The following is a 19,047-nucleotide window of genomic DNA, read 5'->3' on the forward strand; positions in this document are numbered from 1 at the left end:
CGATTCCGCGGGACGATTCCGCGATTTGGACACCCTCCGCATATCCCAATCTCGCTCAACCGGGCATCGTGACGGCGAAACAGACTTCGCACTTGTTGCGGGCCAGTTGGCGGATTTCAACGTTCGTCGGATTCCACGATTCGACCTTGGCCTTCCAACGATCGATCGAAGCCGCCGCGTCGTAGTCACCCAGTTTCAATGTGATCAGCAAGCCACGGAAATCACTCTGTCGATTCGTCACGATGTTGCCGACGGTGACCAGCGTTTGATCCGGCTTGACGTTCGAGTCGACAAGCATCCATTTCGCGCCGCGAAATTCGCGTCTTGGCAAGTCACCGCCGCGCGCTTGGATGTGACGAAACCGGGGATGCTCCTCGATTCGCGGATCCATCTCGGCCGGATCGACACCGATGACGCGCAGACCAAGTTCCAACAATCGGCCACATGCCCCGCCCGGCGCGCTGCCGATCTCGACGGCCAAGTCGCCGGGTTGAATGTCAAAACCAGACCAAGTGATCGCTTCGGCTGCTTTGTAATAAGCCCGTGAAACGGGTTCTTCGGCAGGATCGATCGGTTGCACTCCGCCCGGCCAACGCGTCGGCCAAACGGTCGCGGTGTGAATGCCAAAAAACCAATGTGACGGCTCGACCAGCACCACGTCCAACACCGATTCACCGGGCTGGGCAATTCGATTGGGGGCATCACATCGCACCCATTTGTCGCCAATCGCCTCGTAAATTTCTTCGCCCACGGCACGCGAGACCTCGTCAATCCCGGGTTCGAAACCGAAGCGGCCGATCGCGGCTCGGTCTTTCGCCCAAACGTGCAACTGGTCCAACGGTCGGGCCGCCAAACCGGATGACTTCAGCGATTCGACCAATTTGTCGAGTTGAGCTTTTCCCGATTCGTTTCGCGATTGGCCGATGGACCGCGCCGCGGTGCGGATGAAGATGCCGTTTGGCAATTCCTTCTTTTCATCGTGTTTGGCGGTCACGAATCCAGGCCGTGAAAAAGCCAGACGCCAACCCTCCGGTGCAATCGCTTGTTTCACCGCCGATTCAGCTCCGTGCGCGCACGTCAGCATGACAAAGGTGGGCGTGTCGTCGGACGGATCAGTCATGGATGGTCGGGTTGCCGGAGGGGATAATGGTGGTATCAAATTTCTCGATTCGTTCGCGTATCCCGGGGATCAGCCGCACGGCATTCTGGTAGTAAATTTTTGCCAGCACGTCGTCGGGCAATCCGACCCCGTCGATTTGCCACATGCCTTGCGGCGGAGGCACTTTTTCGCTGTAGTCGAACGACTCGTCAAAGGTTTCGAAGAACTGCCAATAGAGCCGTAAGCGCTGCTGGGGCCAAGGTCCGTCGGTTCCAAACATCACGCGATCGGCATATCGAACCAGAAATTCGCGGGCCGTTCGTGGCTGTCGCCCCAGTTCGGAAATCCGCGACGCCGGTTCGACGTACAGATTCGGATAGCGATCGAGCCACTTTCCGACCGCCGCCAAGTCTTCGGAGTTGTTGGCAATGTGGGCACCGATGAAGTTGGTGCCCGGGTGTCTTTCGATGACGCGATTTCGAGCCTCGAGCAGGTGTTCTCGCGAAGGAAATTCGTCGCCGTGGAAACTCCAATCGGGATGCCGACTGAGTTCCTCCCAGCGCTCGTTCGTCTCGTCGATCGGATCGAAAAACGCAGCCGGATCCGCCGTGTGCATCAGGACGGGGATGCCCAGCTTTCCACATGCCTCCCAAATCGGATCCCAACGACGATCATCAATCTGGATCAACGTGCCGTCGGGGTTGCGATAGCCGAGTCCGAACTTTTTGAAGACTTTCAAACCGCTTGCTCCGCCATCCACCGCTTCCGCCAACTGATCGGCTGTTCGCTGTGCGAAGCCTTGGCGATGACAGGCCCAAGTCGGTGGATCGTTCGGATCGCCGGCGCCCTGCCAATCCACGTTGGCAAAGATCACGAACCGGTCGCGGTACTTTTTCCATAAGAAGTTGCGATGGTCTTCGAATTTGCCGTCCAACTTTCCGTCCAACGACGCGCATACGGCGATCCTTTGACGATCCATGACGGCGACGAAGTCATCGAGAGCTTGTTCGCTTTGACGCAGCTTGTAAGAAAAGTGCGTATGGACATCGACGACGGTCCATTTCGCCGACGCGACCGGATGGTGCGGCGATCGAAGTTGATTTTTGGGCCGAAAGTTGCGGACTGACAAATCGCGTCCGTCGCGGCCATCCAACATCGCCGCGTCGGCATTTGCTTCAAGCGATGCATCGATTGCTGTGGTTTGTCCGTAGGAAGTGCCGAACACGAGTACGCCGGCCACCAGAAATCCGACCCAAGCGGCGAGTTTGAATCGGAAGTTGTCCGGTACAATAGAATGGCCGAGCTGGATGGTTGAAATCATCACGCAAGATGGAACGGGGTTAGATGTTGGTGGAGCCTCGGTCAAGCCGGTGCGACATGACGGACGCGACATGAATTACGACCAAACCGAAAATCAATCCGATGATGGCCAATCGACCAGCAAAAAGCTGTCGATGCGTGCCACGACGCCACCGTCCGAAGTGCCAGGATACCGGCTGACCCGCTTTCTGGGTTCCGGTGCGTTCGGCCAAGTCTGGGTGGGTGTGGATTTGAACACCGGGCGAAACGTCGCCGTCAAATTCTACCTCCATCGCGGCGGCGTGAATTGGTCCCTGCTCAGCCGCGAAGTCAAGAACTTGGTGACCTTGTCGGCCGATCGTCACGTCGTCCAGGTTTTGGAAGTCGGCTGGGACGCCGATCCGCCGTATTACGTGATGGAATTGGTCGGCGGCGGATCGTTGGAAGACCTGCTGGAAGTCAGACCGCGGTTGCCGGTCGCCGAAGCCGTGGCGATGTTTCGAAAAATTTGCGTCGGGCTGAACCATTGCCACAGCAAGGGGGTGCTGCACTGTGACATCAAGCCGGCCAACATCTTGATCGGCGACGATGCCGAACCGAGGTTGGCGGATTTTGGCCAAAGCCGATTGTCGCACGAGCAAACGCCGGCGTTGGGAACGCTGTTCTACATGGCGCCCGAACAAGCCGATTTGAACTCGACACCCGATGCCAGTTGGGACGTGTACGCCGTCGGCGCGATTTTGTATCGGATGCTGATCGGTTCGCCGCCCTACCGCAGCGACGAGATCGTGGAACAGATCGATACGGCCGGTTCACTGCCCAAGCGGCTCGAACGGTACCGCACCGCGATCGCCAGCGGCAAGGTTCCCGATCGGCACTTGCAACATCGTGGCGTTGACCGACCGCTCGCGCGAATCATTTCGCGATGCTTGGCGGTCGACCCCAAGGCTCGCTATGCCAACATTCAACAGATTCTGGACGACGTCAATCGGCGTGACCATTCACAATCACGGCGGCCGTTGATGCTGCTGGGCATCTTGGGTCCGCTGTTGATTTTGTTGGCAACCTCGTTCTTTGGGTACCGAAGCATCAAGCGAGCCAGCACCAGCACGATGAAGGCGCTTCGAACCGAAGCGTTTGGCAGCAACCAGTTGGCCGCCAGCTTTGCCGCCCGAACACTGGAAAGCGAAATCGGTCGGTACTATCAACTGGCCCAAGAAGAAGCGTCGCGGCGGATTCTGGTCGAGCAACTGCAAGCGACCCTTTCGGAAACCTCGGTCCGCGATTCGCTCGACCAGATCGCGGCAATGCGAATCCCCATTCAGACTCACGGCGACGGCCCCGCACGGCAGGCGTTGCTGAAGAACGGAGCAAGAAAACAGCTCGATCAAATTTTGGCCGAGCGGTTGGCCCGATACACCGGCGAGAATGCCGAGAACCGGCGACTGCGATTGGCAACCATGTTCATCACCGATTCGGTCGGAACGATTTTGGGTATCGCGTATGACGAAGATGTCGACGAAGAAGAAAACAGTGCGGGACGAAACTTTTGCTACCGAACCTATTTTCACGGCGGCCGTGTCGATCTTTCGAAGTCGGACGTCGCGATTGGGGAAGTCCTACCGCTTGAGTCGACGAATTTGTCCGCAGCGTTCCCCAGTACGGCGACGCGTTTTTGGAAAGTTGCGGTAAGCACACCGATCTTCTTGACCGACGACCATTCCAAACCGGATGCGATTTTTGTCGCGACAATCAACTTGGGCGATTTCGAGTTGCTGCAGAGTAAACAAGGCGCCAACCAGGTCGCCGTGTTGATCGAAGCCCGCGAGGGAACCTCGCGCGGCACGATCTTGCAACATCCGCTGATGGATGCACGACAAACCGAAGGACGAAAGGGCGAAGACAAGAGCTACCAAATGACGGCTCCGTTGATGGACCGCTTGCTTGGTGGCGGCGACGTCGACTACTTGGATCCGTTGGCGTCGGCGGATGATGGAAAGGCGTATGGCGGCCCCTGGATCGCAGCCATTCAACCCGTCGCACTGCCCCGCCAAGAACGAGAAGACGAAAAAGAAAGACAGGGCCCGGCACCGAATGACCGCAAGACCGCGGACCTGTTGGTGTTGGTCCAGTATCGCCTGGAAAAAGTCATGGCGCCAGTCGATCAAATGCGATCGGCGTTGCTGGTCGAGGGTGCTGCTGCGCTGGCGTCGATCTTGGCGGTGACGTTCACACTTTGGTTCTTCGTTCGCCGCGTCGGCCAAGCTGGCGATATGGTGTCCGATGCGACGCCCGAAAAACCGACAATCCCGCGAGGGTCATCCGAGACGATGTCCGTCCGTTGATAGCCGCTTCACGATCTCGTCGACATCGTACACGCAGCCTCCCCAGGTGCCGCCGCCGGCCTGTTGCAGCGCAGCCCACAACCGTGTGTCTTCGGGCATGTCGGGTTCGACCTGCAAATCGGGGTGTGGTGTGCGGTTGGCAAGCAATTCTTCGGCCGTCATGGATTCATCTTCGCTGACCAAGTTGACGTGACCGGTCAGTTCATTGCGATCGATCACGATGTCGATCAAGTCGCCGTCGCGTACTTTCGCGATTGGACCGCCGGCAAGCGCTTCGGGGCCGACGTGCCCGATGCAAGCGCCGGTCGAAACGCCCGAGAATCGAGCGTCGGTGACCAATGCGACTTGCTTGCCAAACGACAGGTACTTTAGTGCCGACGTGATCTGATACGTTTCTTCCATGCCGCATCCGATCGGACCACGCCCGATCAAGACGATCACGTCACCGGCTTGAATGGGTGGCTCGGACTGACCTTTGATTGCGGCAATCGCATCACGCTCAGAAACGAACACACGGGCGCGACCTCGGTTGCGATAAACGCCGTCCGCATCGATGACCGACGGGTCAATCGAAGTTGCTTTGATCACCGACCCTTCGGGACACAGGTTGCCCGACGGAAAACACACGGTGCTGGTCAAACCGCGAGACTTCGCGACCGCCGGCGTCATGATGACTTCATCGGGATCGATACCGTCGGCGTCACGCAGTCGATCGCGACACACTTCCCGTCGCTCGCAGGTTTCCCATTGATCTAGAATTTCTTCCCACGTCATGCCGGTGACCGTGCGCGCGTTGGTCTTCAGCAATCCCAAGCGACGCAGATGCAACGCGACTTCGGGAACTCCACCGGCCAAGAACAACCGCACCGTCGGATGCCCGACCGGACCGTTGGGCAAGCAATCAACGAAACGAGGAACCATGCGATTGATCTCGCGAAACGCCGCAGCATCGGGACGCTTCAGCCCCGCCGCGTGCGCGATGGCGGGAATATGCAGCAGCAAGTTGGTGCTGCCGCCGACGGCCGCATGAATCAACATCGCGTTGAACAACGCATCGTCGGTCAAGATGTCGGCCATCGTGTCACCACGTTCGAACATGGTCCGCGAAGCATCGGCCGAATCGCGAGCCAACTGTGTCCAAATCGGTTGCCCGCTGGGCGCCAGTGCCGCATGAGGTACCGTCATGCCCAACGCTTCGGCCACGACTTGGCTTGTCGCCGCCGTGCCAAGAAACTGACACCCGCCACCGGGCGTGCCGCACGCGCGACATCCCTCCAGCGATGCTTCTTCCAGACTCATTTCACCACGTGTGTATCGAGCGCCGATCGTTTGCACTTTGCCCGCGTCTTCACCGACCGATGGCGGCAACGTGACTCCGCCGGGCACCAAGACGTTGGCTAGATGACCGGTCCCGGCGAGCGCCATCATCATCGCCGGCAATCCTTTGTCGCACGTCGCCACGCCGATCACCCCTTTCCGTTGGGGCAACGATCGGATCAGACGCCGCATCACCATCGCGGCATCGTTTCGATAGGGCAATGAATCGAACATGCCCTTGGTGCCTTGAGTGCGACCGTCACAGGGATCGCTGACAAATGCAGCGAAGGGCACTCCGTCGTGTTTGCAAAGCTGTTCGGCGGCGGCTTGCACCAACAGCCCCACTTCCCAGTGGCCGGTGTGATAGCCCAGTGCGACCGGCGTTCCGTCCGGTGCTCGGACACCTCCTTGGGTGCTAAGGATCAAGTACTGGTCGCCCAAAACGCGACGGGGATCGAATCCCATCCCGACGCTTTGCGTCAGCCCGAAGATGTCACCGCTTGTCCAGGTTCGCAAAATCTCATCGGACAACGGCAGCGAACCGCTGGGGCCTTCGGCGTGAGTTCGAATGGTGGCCGGATCGAGTGCTTGAAAGTATTGGTTCATAGCCGCCAATCGTATCTGAAATGAATCTGCGCCCAAAGTCGTCGATTCTGCGAAGCAAATGACGCAAACGCGAAACCATCGATCGCAAACCTACAAGATCCGACACGGTTTCGGCGGGTACAATGGAGGTTCACCACAAGATCTCCATTCTCGAATCTGACACCGATGCGAATCGACCGCCCCGTTAGCTGCTTTCTTCTGCTGTGTCTGTTGATCGGGATGTCGTCCGTCCAAGCCCAATCGACGGCGGCCGATCCGATCGATTTTAATCGCGACGTGCGGCCGATTTTGATGTCGCATTGCACATCGTGTCACGGCGGCGTGAAGCAAGCCGGGGATGTCTCGTTTGTTTACGCCGACCGCGTGCTGCCACCCGATGGATGGATCGTCGAACCGGGCGATCCGGATGCTTCGGTCTTGATCGAGCGAATCAAGACCGATGATCCCGACACGCGGATGCCGCCGCCGGACGAGCACCCCGAACCGCTGTCCGCCGACGAGATCGCGACCCTGGAACAATGGATTTCCCAAGGCGCCGCGTGGGGCGATCTGTGGTCAATGGCGCCGCTTGCCAACAACACACAGCGTTTCGACACAACGTCCGACTGGCCACGACAATCGCTCGACCGATTGGTTTTAGAAACGTTGCGCGAACAAGGTTTGCAAACATCGGCCGACGCGTCGCCCTCGCAGTGGCTGCGCCGTGCGTCATTGGACCTGATCGGATTGCCGCCGACGATCGAACAGCTCGATTCGTTCGCAACTGATTGTGCGGCTGCCGATTCGGACGCGTCTGTTGAACGACGGTACGCCGCCGAAGTCGATCGGTTGTTGGCCAGCCAGAATTTCGGACAACGGTGGGCTTCGATGTGGATGGACTTGGCTCGCTATGCCGACTCGCGAGGCTTCGAAAAAGACCCCCATCGCGACATGTGGCCCTATCGCGATTGGTTGATCAAGGCGTTCAACGACGACATGCCGTACGACGAGTTCACGATCAAACAGTTGGCCGGCGATCTGTTGCCCGACCCGACCGCCGATGACTTGATCGCGACCGCGTTTCACCGCAACACGCAAACCAACACCGAAGGCGGCACCGACGACGAAGAATTTCGCGTCGCCGCTATCATTGATCGCGTCAACACGACCTGGACCGTTTGGCAAGCGACCACGTTCGGCTGTGTCCAATGCCACTCACATCCGTACGACGCGTTTGAGCATGACGAATACTATCGCTGCATGGCGTTGTTTGACAATTCGCTAGACACAGACTTGGACGACGACTATCCGACGTTAAAGATTCCGTCGGAACGGTCACTGATCGAAGCGGCAATCGCTGATCAACGGCAGCTTGAAATCATTCGCCATCAGCGAAACGACCTAGGCCGATCGTTCGCCGAATCCGTCGCCTGGGACGCGATGGCGCCGACCGATGTATCGTCGACCGACGGTGAACTAGAAGTCGACGGCAACCACGTTCGAACTGCATCGGGAACCTTTCCCGTCGGTGTCGAGTACACGGTCGATTTTTCGGTCGATACGGACGACCCGATCACGGCGTTTCGGATCGAGATTCTGCCGACCGCGAATGATCCGACGACCGGTCCCGAAAAGGGCGCAGTCCTGACGCAACTGAAGGCCGAATGGATTGCCGACGACGATACACAAACTCCGATCAAGTTTTCGGACGCATTCGTCGATGCCATCACCGGGCCATCCGATCCTCGCGACGCGTTGAAAGGCAACGGCAATGGCGTGGGCGAGTTTCCCAAGCTGACGTCCGCTCGATGGGCAGTCTTCGTGTTGAAGGAACCGGCCTCGCGACCCGACGGTGCATCGCTTCGATTGACGATGGCCCAGAAAGCGTCGACATCGGGCAACAACGCAACGCCGATCCGCAACTTCACGTGGTCGCTTTGCACCGACGCCCAATGGGCCGAGCGAATGGCAACTGACGAGTGGACGTCGATCGACGATGCACTGAAGCAATCGCAAGCCAAGGTCAACGCGATCGAAGGCAGTTCGCTTCCCGTTATGGTCGCGCGACCGGACATGGCTCGCCGGACGACTCGCACCTTCACTCGCGGCAATTGGATGGACCGCGGCGATGAGGTCGAACCGGGTATACCCCATGTGTTCGACAAACCCGGCGCCGAAGCCACGATCGACAACCGCTTGGCGTTTGCCCAGTGGTTGGTTTCCGACGCGAACCCGATATCCGCGCGTGTCTGGGCCAATCGGATCTGGTCCCAATTGTTTGGCCGAGGCTTGGTCGAAACCGAAGAAGACTTCGGATCCAGCGGACTGCCGCCGTCGGACTCAAGACTGTTAGACCATTTGGCGATGCGATTGCGATCGGATCACGACTGGCATCTGAAGCCATTTTTACGAGACTTGGTTCTGTCGTCGACGTATCGCCAAACCAACCAAGTATCCACCGACAAACACGCCAAAGACCCGACAAACCGCTATCACGGCCGAGGGCCACGAACCCGTTTGTCTGCCGAAATGGTTCGCGACCAAGCGTTATTGGTTTCGGGTTTGATCAACGATCAAGTCGGCGGACCGTCGGTGATGCCGCCACAACCCGATGGAGTGTGGCAAACGATCTACAGCGGCGCGACCTGGGAAACGGCGACCGGCGACCAGCGGTACCGCCGGGCACTCTATACGTATTGGCGGCGGACCAGCCCGTACCCGAGCTTCCTGACCTTTGACTCGCCGACTCGCGATTTGTGCTCGCCGCGACGGATCGACACGAACACTCCGCTGCAAGCCTTGGTCACGTTGAACGATCCGGTTTATCAAGAGTGCTCACACGCGCTGGCTGACCGCGTGACGGACGATTGCCAAGGATCCGTCGAACACGCGATCCAGCGGATGTACTTAGCCGCGACTAGCCAGATGCCAACGGATTTGGAATCGGGCGAATTGATGTCGCTTTACGAAGACCTCGTTCATTCATCCACGAATCCGTCCGACACATCGTCCGCGATGTCGATCGTCGCCAATACCATTTTGAATCTCGACAAGGCGCTGACCAAATGAGCCATCCCAACGACTCGATTCGCGATGGCGTTGCGCAATGGGCCACCCGCCGACACTTCATCAAGGACTGTTCGCTAGGCTTGGCCGGAATGTGGATGGGATCGCAAGAGACACGTCCAATCATTGCATCGGAGTCCCCGCATCGCGGCGTCCACTTTCCCGCGAGGGCCAAGCGGGTCATCTTCTTGCACATGGCCGGTGCGCCCAGCCAATTGGAACTGTTCGACTACAAACCGGACCTGCAATCGCTCGACGGCCAGGATTGTCCGGCGAGTTTCCTGGAAGGCAAACGGTTTGCGTTTATCCAGGGTGTTCCGAAAATGCTGGGTCCGCAGTTCCCCTTCAAACAGTGTGGCCAGAGCGGCGCGTGGGTATCGGATCGATTGCCCGAGTTTCAGTCGGTCGCGGACAAAGTCTGTTTCATCAAATCGATGCAGACGACTCAGTTCAACCACGCTCCGGCGCAACTTCTGCTGCACACCGGCAGCCAGAACCTCGGTTCCGCATCGTTCGGTGCCTGGACGATGTACGGATTGGGCAGCGAGAACGAGAACTTGCCGGGATTCATCGTCTTGGTTTCCGGTGGCAAGACGCCTTCGGCCGGCAAAAGCGTTTGGGGTTCCGGTTTCTTGCCCTCGGTGTACCAGGGCGTCCAGTGCCGATCCAAGGGCGATCCGGTACTGTATTTGTCGAACCCGGACGATGTTTCTCGGCAACAACGACGCCGAGCCCTCGATTCGCTCAATCGCATCAACCAAGCGACGTTCGAGCAGACCGGCGACCCGGAAGTGCTGACGCGAATCTCTCAGTACGAGATGGCGTTTCGGATGCAAACGCATGCCACCGAAGCCTTCGACCTGTCGCAAGAAACGGCCGCGACTCACGCGGCTTACGGAACCGAACCGGGCCAGGAATCGTTCGCCAACAATTGCTTGCTCGCTCGCCGTTTGGCCGAGCGAGACGTTCGCTTCATTCAACTTTTTCATTGGGGCTGGGATTCGCACGGGGCGGGGGCTGCGGAAGCATTGAACGCCGGATTCAGCGACCGATGCAACGAAGTCGATCGACCGATGACGGCGCTGCTGAAAGACTTAGAACAACGCGGCATGTTGGAAGACACGTTGGTCGTTTGGGGCGGTGAGTTCGGGCGAACACCGATGCGAGAAAATCGAGGCGGCCGGGAAATGAAATTGATCGGTCGCGACCACAACCCCGGCGCGTTCACGATGTGGTTGGCCGGCGGCGGCATCAAGTCGGGTTTCAGCTTCGGCGAAACGGACGAGATCGGGTACGAAGCGATCAGCAACAAGGTATCGCCTCATGACTTACATGCGACGCTGCAACACACGCTGGGTATCGACCACAAACGGTTGACGTACTTGCACCAGGGCTTGCCGCAGCGATTGTCCAACGTCACTCAGCCGTCGCGCGTTGTAACGGAAATCCTTGCCTGAAAGCCGACGTTCATCGCGAGCATCAATTGGACATCGAAACTGTGCCGACGAGGGCCATCACCAAGGCCAGACCGTAGAACGCCAACACGAAGCCGGCGATGATGCCGATCGTTCGCCAGAATCGGACTTGGGCTCGCATCAGTTCGGCCATCTGGTCGACATCGGGTTCGACCGAACACTGGCGAGCGATTGTGGCCGCTTTCCAAAGCATCAATGCAGGAAGTCCGTACAGCAAAAGACTTCCGCCGCCCAGGCAAAGCATTCCGCCGACTGCATCGCCGATCCCGCCACTTAACAACGGAATCAACATCATCAGCATCGTTAGCCCGACGGCCAATCCCAACATGATGGCGAAAAACATTTGCCATCGGCCCAATTCGCGAATCGTTTTGTTGATGGCGGGATCGGCGATTCGACCGGCGCCGACATCACTTGCCGGAACGTAGGGATTGAAACCGGGGGTTCCGTCGGCTTTGGGTGGGTCGGTCGGCGAATTCATCCGTGGTACCTAACAGGTGGCGTGAACGTGCGTGTTCATCGTAACCGATGCATCCGACGGTCGGGGGTCGGGGGCCGGTTGTGCGGGCTTGGGAAGATGTGACGGACCGACGGGCGACCGCTCGCTGGGGCCTGCTTACCTGTCGATAAAAGGGTACGCGGCGGCATGTCCGCCCACAGCCTGGACCCGACTGCAAAGGATTGCCGATCGTGACAAACGTATCGCCCCAACGTTTCCCAACGATTCATGTTGCCAGTACGAACAACGGCCAGTCGGGAAACTCGACGGCGATCCTTGGAATTTGGCGACTCGGTTCGTTGTTGCATCGCAGCCCGACCGCAGAATTGAATCTGACTCAACCGGCCGATTCGGTCGGCAGCCCTCGTTGGGACTACGTCATCAAACGAGCGATCGGCGAAGACGTGGAAAGCCGGCGACAGATCAACCAATTTGTTGCCGCTGCGTCCACGATCGTTCACCCCAACTTGGTCGCCGTCTTGGATGCGTCGAATTCATCAACCACTCCCTACGTGGTGATGCCGCGTCTGGACGGCGTCACGATGCAGGCCCACCTGGACGCCACCGACCGCAAGCCTTTGCCGGTCGCTTTGTGGCTGGTGCGTCAAGTCGCTCAAGCGCTGGACGCGTTGCACAGCGCCGGCTGGATTCACGGTGATGTGAAACCCGAAAACACGATCGTCGGATCCCGAGGACACGTGACGCTGGTCGATCTCGGGTTTGCGTGCCGGATTCACACCGTTGCGGGAAGTCACTTTCGCGGAACACCAGCCTATTCGGCGCCCGAAACGATGTCCGGAAACCATGCCGCACTGCCGTCGGCCGACGTGTTTTCGCTCGGTCGCATTCTGTGGAAGTGGTTGACGCACACACATCCGACGAACCGTTCGACGTTGGAACCGATTGCCGACTTGGTCGAATCAATGGTCTCCGACGACATGAACCAGCGCCCTACGGCTGGTCGCGTTGCGAAACAGTTGTTGAAACTGGAAATCGAAACGTTGGGCCAACACATCGGTCCCGCGGACGGCATTCGCCGCGCCGCGTAAACGTTGCCGACGATCGGTTACAGATCGACCAACGACTCGCCCGTCATTTCATCGGGCTTGGGCAATCCCATCAGTGCCAGCACCGTTGGCGCGATGTCGGCAAGCCGTCCACCGCTGCGAAGTTTCTTTCCGTCCAAGCCTGGTTCGACGACGATCAACGGAACTTCAAATGTCGTGTGGGCTGTATGAGGCCCGCCCGTTTCCGGATCGATCATCTGTTCACAGTTACCGTGGTCGGCCGTGACAACGAGCGATCCGCCCTTGGCCAACGTCGCGTCGACGACCTTGCCCACGCACGCATCGACTTTCTCTACGGCTTTGACCGCAGCCGCCAGTACGCCGGTGTGTCCGACCATGTCGCCGTTGGCAAAGTTGACGACGATCAAATCAGCTTCACCTTTTTCGATTTCCGCCAACACCTTCGACGCGACTTCATCGGCCGACATTTCTGGTTTTTGATCGTAGGTCGAAACGTCACGCGGCGACGGAGCCATCCCGCGTTCCTCTTCGACAAACGGCTCGTCGCGATAGTCGTTGAAGAAGAACGTGACGTGCGGATACTTTTCGGTTTCCGCGCATCGGAATTGATGCAGTCCCAACGAGCTGATGTACTCGCCCAAGATGTGTGGCATCTTCGCCGGCTTCTCGAAAATGACTTCGACGGGCAATCCGGTTTCGTAGCCGGCCATGGTGGCGAAGTACAAGTTGTCGATCTTCTTGCCACGGTCAAAGCCGCCGCCCTCGATCCCTGACCAAGCCGCGTCGTCGTAAACGAACGCCTTGGTCAATTCGCGAGGCCGGTCGCCGCGATAGTTCATGAAGATGACCGCATCACCCGGCTTGATCTTCGACGGACCACTCGCACTGGTGATCGACGTTGGTTCGACAAACTCGTCGCCCGTCACCGATGGCGTCGTCGGATTGTCGTAGTAGTTTGCAATTGCGGCCGATGCCGTTGGGGCCGTTCGTTCGGATCCCTTCGTTAACAAGTCGTACGCTTTCTGAACGCGGTCCCAACGAAAGTCGCGGTCCATCGCAAAGAATCGGCCAATCACCGTGGCGACGTGGCCGGCGCCGATTTCTTCGCACTTCTTTTCCAGGTCGCCGACGAACTTCACGCCGCTGGTCGGTGAAGTATCGCGGCCATCGGTGATCGCGTGGATCGCCAAACCGTCGCGACCGAGGCCCGCGTCCTTGGCAACTTGAATGAAGGCGTACGCGTGTTGGATGTCGCTGTGAACACGACCGTCCGACATCAAACCGATCAAATGCAACGTGCCGCCGTTGGCCTTGGCATGCTGGACGGCACCTTGGACGACGGCGTTGGTGAAGAACGCGCCGCTGCGGATGGCGCGCGTGATCCGCATCACTTCCTGGTCGACGATTCGTCCGGCGCCGATGTTTTGGTGACCGACTTCGCTGTTCCCCATCACGCCCTCGGGCAGGCCGACGTCTTCGCCGGACGTCTTGACCAAAGTGTTGGGATACTCGTTCATTAATCGGTCGCTGACCGGCGTGGTGGCCTGTACGATCGCGTTGGAGGCGTCGGCATCGCGGTTGGGGTTCTCGCCCCAACCATCACGAACGATCAGAACAACGGGTTTTCGACGAACTTGCACGGGTAGTCTCCACAAAGTTGCCTCGGCAGGGAAACGCCGAAGGATGGGTATTTTCGCTGTAAGGGTTGGTGCGAAAAAAAGTGTCCGCCCCCTTTCGTGCGAAGCACCCGAAGGGCCGGTTCCCGGCAAAAGGGGTCGGACACTTATTTTTCGATCATGCGTAAACTATCCGACATTCGTCGACTTCGGAACTCCCGCTTCGTCACAGCACTGGGATGGATTAGGCTTGCGATCCACACCTCGCTCGTATCTCGCTTGAAATCCGCCTCGATGAGCCTCCTTCGTTTCGACGCCGCCGGATGCATCAGCGACGAATGGGGGATCCAACCGGCCCAGACCAATGCCTTGGCCGCGACGTTGCTGGGCATGCGAAACGAATGGACCCAGCATCCGTCGGCCCCCTTTTTTCGCTGGCCCGAGAACCAATTTTCGGCGTACCTGGCCGATCGAACAGATTCCGAATTGGGACGCGTGTTCAAAGTCGCCAACGGACTGCATGACCACATCGACGCCGTCGTGGTAATCGGCACCGGCGACGTGACGCTGGGCGTGAAAGCGATGCGGGACGCATGCAGTGACCCGTACCACAACGAACTGTCCCGAGCAGCGCGAGGCAGCAAGCCTCGCATGTATTTCGCCGGCGATCGTTTCGACAACGACGCGACCGCGTCGCTGATCCATCGTATCACCGAAGGCGGATACGGCGACTCGCCAGCCGAAAAGCGATGGGCGATCGTCGTCATCGACCCGGTTGGGCAAACGCCCGAAACGGCCGTCGCACTACGACAATTCGTTTCGGTGCTGGAAAGATCGTTGGGCGGCGAAGCGGACGCGTGGTTGCCCCGTTTGTTGATCCCGATCACATCCGCCAACAGCCGGTTAGATCGCCTGGCCGCCGAAATCGGTTGCCAGCAGGTGTTCTCGGTGCCGCCGGAACTAGGCAATTTGTCGGATGACCTTTTTCGCGTACTGTCGCCGGTTGGGCTGTTGCCCGCCGCGATGCTGGGGCTCGACTGCGTCAAGCTGCTCGAGGGTGCCGCCGCGATCAACGATCACTTCATCGCGACCGATTATGCTGATAACTTGGTGTTGAAACAGGTTGCGGTGGAACACGTGATTTCCAAGCACCGCGGCCACCCCACAGCCGAGACGAACGTATGGGTCGACGCTTTGAAAACCGCCGCACGATGGCGCGACCGATTGAACCAAGCGACCACCCCAAGCCACGGTAAACTGATCAACCACATCACCGTCGATCAAGATCGCCAGGATCGCTTGGTCGTCGGCAAGAGTCGTCGCGACCAAGACCATCTGAATGCGATCGGCGATCAAACGCTGACCACGTTGAACCGTAATGCGATTCAAGCGGCAAATGACCAACCCAAGGACGGGCGACACCCAACCACGCAAACGATTTTCCCAACCGTCGACACATTCGTGTTGGGGCAATGGTTTCAAATGTCGATGATCGCCCGGGCACTCAGACACGAACTCTCTCTAAAAACTTAATCCCCAAACCTTTTTTTGCCTCTATGTCCGCAGTCGACCAACTCTTTGCCGATCTACGCAAACAGGGCCGTAAGGCGCTGATGCCTTTCATCACCGCCGGCGATCCCAACATCGAAACGACTGCCGCGATCCTGCGAGCCGTCGGACCGGCCGGCGCGGATCTTTGCGAAGTCGGTGTACCGTACAGCGATCCGATAGCCGACGGGCCGGTGATCCAAGCCTCGTATCAACGGGCCTTGGATAAGAAGTTCAAACTCGGCCAAGTGTTCGAGATGGGAAGGCAGATCACCGGCGACATCCAAACGCCGCTGGTGACGATGGTCAGCTACGCGATCATCTACCGCGTCGGATTGGCCAAGTACATCGAACAAGCCAAAGCGGCGGGCTTTGCCGGCGCGATCGTACCGGACTTGTTAGTCGAAGAAGCCAGTGAGTTGTCGGCGATCTGCAAGGCAGCCGACTTCAGCCTGATTCAACTGGTGACGCCGACGACGCCGCGAGCACGCCAGGTCGCCATCGCCAACTCGTCGTCGGGTTTTCTGTATTACGTTTCCGTCACGGGCATCACCGGCGAACGGACGGCGCTGCCGGACGACCTGGTCGACAACGTCGGTTGGCTGCGAGAGCAAACGGATCTACCAATTTGCATCGGGTTCGGAATCAGCGGCCCCGAAACGGCGGCGAAGCTGGCGCCCGTCGCCGACGGATTGATCGTCGGATCGGCGATCGTCAAACGAATGGCATCGGCGCCGGACCAAGCAACCGCGGTCGCGTCGGTGTCGGACTTTGTGAAAGAACTGCGCGCAGCGATCGACAATTAGTGCTCTGTCAAAAATAAAACGTGGGGTAGGCATCCTGCCTGCCAATACGCAGATATTGGAAATCGCAGGCTGGAAGCCTACGCCACGAAAGCGCCAACCCTAAAATTGAATGTTGACAGAGCACTAGCCAATCGCATGTTTTCCAAACGGCCCCTCGTCTCTGTCACCCGCAAACGATTCGGCAATCATGAAACCATTCATCTCAATACTCGTACTGTTACTTGCGAGTCCGCTAACCGCCCAAGATTTTGCGAAGGGTCCCTATGCAAATCTGATTCAAGGGAAGTTCGTGCATGCGGAAGAACCGCTGGCCAAAAACGGACTTCCTCTTTGGATTTACGGCGACAAGAAACTCGCCACCGGCCGAAAGCTCTACCCATTGGTCGTCGTGCTGCACGGCCGACGCAACAACGTAAAGCCGGGTGAGGAGTTCACTCCTCAGGCGATCGCCAAACCATGGGCGAAGACAGAAAACCAACGCCGGAACCCGTGCTTCGTGGTCCAGCCCTACTATCCGCCGAAGGGCGGCTGGGAAAAAATTCCTGAACAACTCGACGCCACCGTTGCTCACCTGATGCAGCATCTTCCGATCGACCCACATCGAGTTTACTTGATGGGTTTTTCGAACGGGGCCCAGGGCACCTTTCAAACGCTCGCTCGCGACCCCAGTCGTTACGCCGCCGCCATCACCGTGTCGGGCCCGGTCGATCCCAAGAGCGTGGTCGGAAAAATCAAAGCTCCGATCCGAGCCTGGGTTGGTGAAAACGATCACGACCTGAACAAGAACAAGCGATGCATTGCCCTGGCCAACGCATTGAAGGACAGCGGTGTCGACATCGAACTGGTCGTCGTGAAAGGCGCCGGCCATGCCTGCCACGGCGTTCCCACCGGTGACCCTAAAGTTCATCAATGGTTGTTTTCACAACAGCGACCACGCTAAAGATTCGGTCTGTCGTGCAAGGACGATGGACACAAATCCGTGCAAAACATTTGCGTAGATTCGTGGCAAGAATCTGGCTAAATCGACAAACCGTTGAAGACTTCCGCTACACGTAAAACCGTCAGTTGTTGTTCATACGATGCTTAACTGCCGTCGCCGCGCAGGAGCAAGTACGCTTTACTCGGATGAGCCCTGAAAACGACCTTCTCCATGTAGTCATCGTTCCAGCCAGCGTTGAGCCGCTTGTTTTTGACTCCGCACTTGGCCGTCTTTTCTTGCTTGAGCAGACTTAGAGCTGTCCGTCTGAGCGTACTGAAGTTCTCGTCCCGATGCCCTTTGCGAATGCGACACTGGTCGTCGCCGAACGCCACATCCAACTGCCAATGGCAACTTTTTTCGATGCCCCAATGATCTCTCACCGCACCGGCGAACAATTCCCCGTCTACCACTTTGTTGAGGATGTAGTAACGGACCGCGATCTCGTCGCCTTTACGACGCTGTGTGTTATTGATCGACATGCCGATCGCACAAAGATCCTTCCAACGACCTGCGTCAGGAAGGTCGTCGGGAACTTCACACAAGTAGTAGCTGCGCTCGTCGATACGTCCGTGACCGGTTTCCTTCGTGTGATGCTCGGATACCTTGATTCTTGTAAAGTCATCTTCAAGGTGATCCAGAAAGAATGCCTTGATTCCCTCATACAGCGTCGGTTGATTTCCTTTTACCGCCAAGCAATAGTCCGCAACTTCGTCAACGATCTTTGCAGCGATCTCGGTTTGGCATCCCATCGCGTCGATCGTCACCAAACCCCGGGAAACGTCGATCATTTCGAGCAGCTTGGGGATCGCTGTGATTTCGTTGCTCTTCGCGTCGACGACTGTTTGACCAAGGCTGATGTGATTGTCCGTCGCCCACGCACTGACCATGTGAATGGCTGCCTTGCCGGTGGCCGCGTCATAGCTTCGACGAAGCGTCTTGCCGTCAATCGCAATGACTTGGCCGTCGGCAACGTTATGCAACTGAGTGATCCACTGAAGCAACATCGGTTCAAACTCTTCAGGCTTGATCGCGTTGAGAATCGCGTTGAAACGATCGTGCGAAGGAACCCCTTGGGTCATATCAAGGAACTTTGCAAACCACTCCTTCTTTGTGTTGGCAAACTTTGCAATCGCAACAAAATCATCCGTGCCCGCGATGACCGCACAGATGGTCATGAATACGACATTAACCAATGGATAAACGGGTTCGCCCGGACGCGGGTCCGAGACGGCCTTGAGCTGTTCAACCAACGAAGCGGAGCGTTCCATCGAGTGAATCCGAAGCGAGTCGATTCGCCCGGCCGCTACAGACCAGCCACCCAATCACGAACCCTTGCTCAGCTTCGCAGATTACCCAGTGTGGCGCAATCGCCCTGCCACAGATCC

At 58.2% G+C, this 19,047-nt stretch carries 13 protein-coding genes; 7 read left to right on the top strand and 6 right to left on the bottom strand.

What is annotated here, in order from left to right; genetic code table 11:
* Window positions 1-55: 55 nt before the first annotated feature.
* Both Poly51_RS20340 and Poly51_RS20345 read right to left on the bottom strand, forming a co-directional pair.
* Window positions 56-1,120, bottom strand: coding sequence for an SAM-dependent methyltransferase (locus tag Poly51_RS20340; protein WP_146459611.1), 1,065 nt, complete (start codon window positions 1,118-1,120; stop codon window positions 56-58).
* Entirely contained in the window at window positions 1,113-2,420 is a 1,308-nt protein-coding gene (locus tag Poly51_RS20345; RefSeq protein WP_146459612.1) for an amidohydrolase family protein, read from the bottom strand. The genes Poly51_RS20340 and Poly51_RS20345 overlap by 8 nt, the downstream gene beginning before the upstream one ends.
* Here Poly51_RS20345 and Poly51_RS20350 point away from each other — a divergent pair.
* Window positions 2,407-4,743 (top strand): serine/threonine-protein kinase, encoded by a 2,337-nt coding sequence (locus tag Poly51_RS20350; protein WP_246114640.1) that lies wholly within the window; start codon window positions 2,407-2,409, stop codon window positions 4,741-4,743. The genes Poly51_RS20345 and Poly51_RS20350 overlap by 14 nt on opposite strands.
* Here Poly51_RS20350 and Poly51_RS20355 read toward each other — a convergent pair.
* Window positions 4,717-6,666, bottom strand: coding sequence for a YjhG/YagF family D-xylonate dehydratase (locus Poly51_RS20355; protein WP_146459613.1), 1,950 nt, complete (start codon window positions 6,664-6,666; stop codon window positions 4,717-4,719). The two genes, Poly51_RS20350 and Poly51_RS20355, sit on opposite strands and share 27 nt — an antisense overlap.
* Before the next feature lie 165 nt (window positions 6,667-6,831).
* Here Poly51_RS20355 and Poly51_RS20360 point away from each other — a divergent pair, with 165 nt between their 5' ends.
* The gene (locus Poly51_RS20360) at window positions 6,832-9,714 is read left to right on the top strand and encodes a PSD1 and planctomycete cytochrome C domain-containing protein (protein ID WP_146459614.1); all 2,883 of its coding nucleotides are present in this window, start codon (window positions 6,832-6,834) and stop codon (window positions 9,712-9,714) included.
* On the top strand, window positions 9,711-11,168 hold the full coding sequence (locus Poly51_RS20365; RefSeq protein WP_146459615.1) for a DUF1501 domain-containing protein: 1,458 nt from the start codon (window positions 9,711-9,713) through the stop codon (window positions 11,166-11,168). The genes Poly51_RS20360 and Poly51_RS20365 overlap by 4 nt, the downstream gene beginning before the upstream one ends.
* 22 nt (window positions 11,169-11,190) lie before the next feature.
* Here Poly51_RS20365 and Poly51_RS20370 read toward each other — a convergent pair whose 3' ends face one another.
* Complete coding sequence (locus Poly51_RS20370; protein WP_146459616.1) at window positions 11,191-11,667, bottom strand: hypothetical protein; 477 nt, start codon at window positions 11,665-11,667, stop codon at window positions 11,191-11,193.
* 209 nt (window positions 11,668-11,876) lie between these two features.
* On the opposite strand from Poly51_RS20370, the gene Poly51_RS20375 reads away from it, so the two are divergent.
* Window positions 11,877-12,734, top strand: coding sequence for a serine/threonine protein kinase (locus Poly51_RS20375; RefSeq protein WP_246114641.1), 858 nt, complete (start codon window positions 11,877-11,879; stop codon window positions 12,732-12,734).
* Between the two features lie 17 nt (window positions 12,735-12,751).
* Here Poly51_RS20375 and gpmI read toward each other — a convergent pair whose 3' ends face one another.
* Complete coding sequence (gene gpmI, locus Poly51_RS20380; RefSeq protein ID WP_146459617.1) at window positions 12,752-14,353, bottom strand: 2,3-bisphosphoglycerate-independent phosphoglycerate mutase; 1,602 nt, start codon at window positions 14,351-14,353, stop codon at window positions 12,752-12,754.
* Window positions 14,354-14,623: 270 nt separating this feature from the next.
* Between gpmI and Poly51_RS20385 the strand changes: the two genes are divergently transcribed.
* The 3 genes from Poly51_RS20385 (at window position 14,624) to Poly51_RS20395 (ending at window position 17,623) form a co-directional block, all read left to right on the top strand.
* Window positions 14,624-15,862 carry a glucose-6-phosphate isomerase gene (locus Poly51_RS20385; protein ID WP_146459618.1) on the top strand — a complete coding sequence of 413 codons (1,239 nt, stop codon included), beginning with the start codon at window positions 14,624-14,626 and terminating at the stop codon, window positions 15,860-15,862.
* 23 nt (window positions 15,863-15,885) lie between these two features.
* On the top strand, window positions 15,886-16,683 hold the full coding sequence (trpA, locus tag Poly51_RS20390; RefSeq protein ID WP_146459619.1) for a tryptophan synthase subunit alpha: 798 nt from the start codon (window positions 15,886-15,888) through the stop codon (window positions 16,681-16,683).
* 187 nt (window positions 16,684-16,870) lie between these two features.
* Window positions 16,871-17,623, top strand: coding sequence for a carboxylesterase family protein (locus tag Poly51_RS20395; RefSeq protein WP_146459620.1), 753 nt, complete (start codon window positions 16,871-16,873; stop codon window positions 17,621-17,623).
* A 143-nt stretch (window positions 17,624-17,766) separates the two neighbouring features.
* Here the strand turns inward: Poly51_RS20395 and Poly51_RS20400 are convergent, their stop codons facing one another.
* Entirely contained in the window at window positions 17,767-18,930 is a 1,164-nt protein-coding gene (locus tag Poly51_RS20400) for an ISAs1 family transposase (RefSeq protein WP_146459621.1), read from the bottom strand.
* Window positions 18,931-19,047 lie beyond the last annotated feature (117 nt).

Origin of the sequence: Rubripirellula tenax, from assembly GCF_007860125.1 — a bacterium.
Taxonomy (GTDB): domain Bacteria; phylum Planctomycetota; class Planctomycetia; order Pirellulales; family Pirellulaceae; genus Rubripirellula; species Rubripirellula tenax.

Bases quoted from the DNA above. Each gene is read 5' to 3' on its own strand.
- Poly51_RS20340 (WP_146459611.1), bottom strand. From the start codon at position 1,120: ATGACTGATCCGTCCGACGACACGCCCACCTTTGTCATGCTGACGTGC.
- Poly51_RS20350 (WP_246114640.1), top strand. From the start codon at position 2,407: ATGGTTGAAATCATCACGCAAGATGGAACGGGGTTAGATGTTGGTGGA.
- Poly51_RS20345 (WP_146459612.1), bottom strand. From the start codon at position 2,420: ATGATTTCAACCATCCAGCTCGGCCATTCTATTGTACCGGACAACTTC.
- Poly51_RS20355 (WP_146459613.1), bottom strand. From the start codon at position 6,666: ATGAACCAATACTTTCAAGCACTCGATCCGGCCACCATTCGAACTCAC.
- Poly51_RS20360 (WP_146459614.1), top strand. From the start codon at position 6,832: ATGCGAATCGACCGCCCCGTTAGCTGCTTTCTTCTGCTGTGTCTGTTG.
- Poly51_RS20365 (WP_146459615.1), top strand. From the start codon at position 9,711: ATGAGCCATCCCAACGACTCGATTCGCGATGGCGTTGCGCAATGGGCC.
- Poly51_RS20370 (WP_146459616.1), bottom strand. From the start codon at position 11,667: ATGAATTCGCCGACCGACCCACCCAAAGCCGACGGAACCCCCGGTTTC.
- Poly51_RS20385 (WP_146459618.1), top strand. From the start codon at position 14,624: ATGAGCCTCCTTCGTTTCGACGCCGCCGGATGCATCAGCGACGAATGG.
- trpA (WP_146459619.1), top strand. From the start codon at position 15,886: ATGTCCGCAGTCGACCAACTCTTTGCCGATCTACGCAAACAGGGCCGT.
- Poly51_RS20395 (WP_146459620.1), top strand. From the start codon at position 16,871: ATGAAACCATTCATCTCAATACTCGTACTGTTACTTGCGAGTCCGCTA.
- Poly51_RS20400 (WP_146459621.1), bottom strand. From the start codon at position 18,930: ATGGAACGCTCCGCTTCGTTGGTTGAACAGCTCAAGGCCGTCTCGGAC.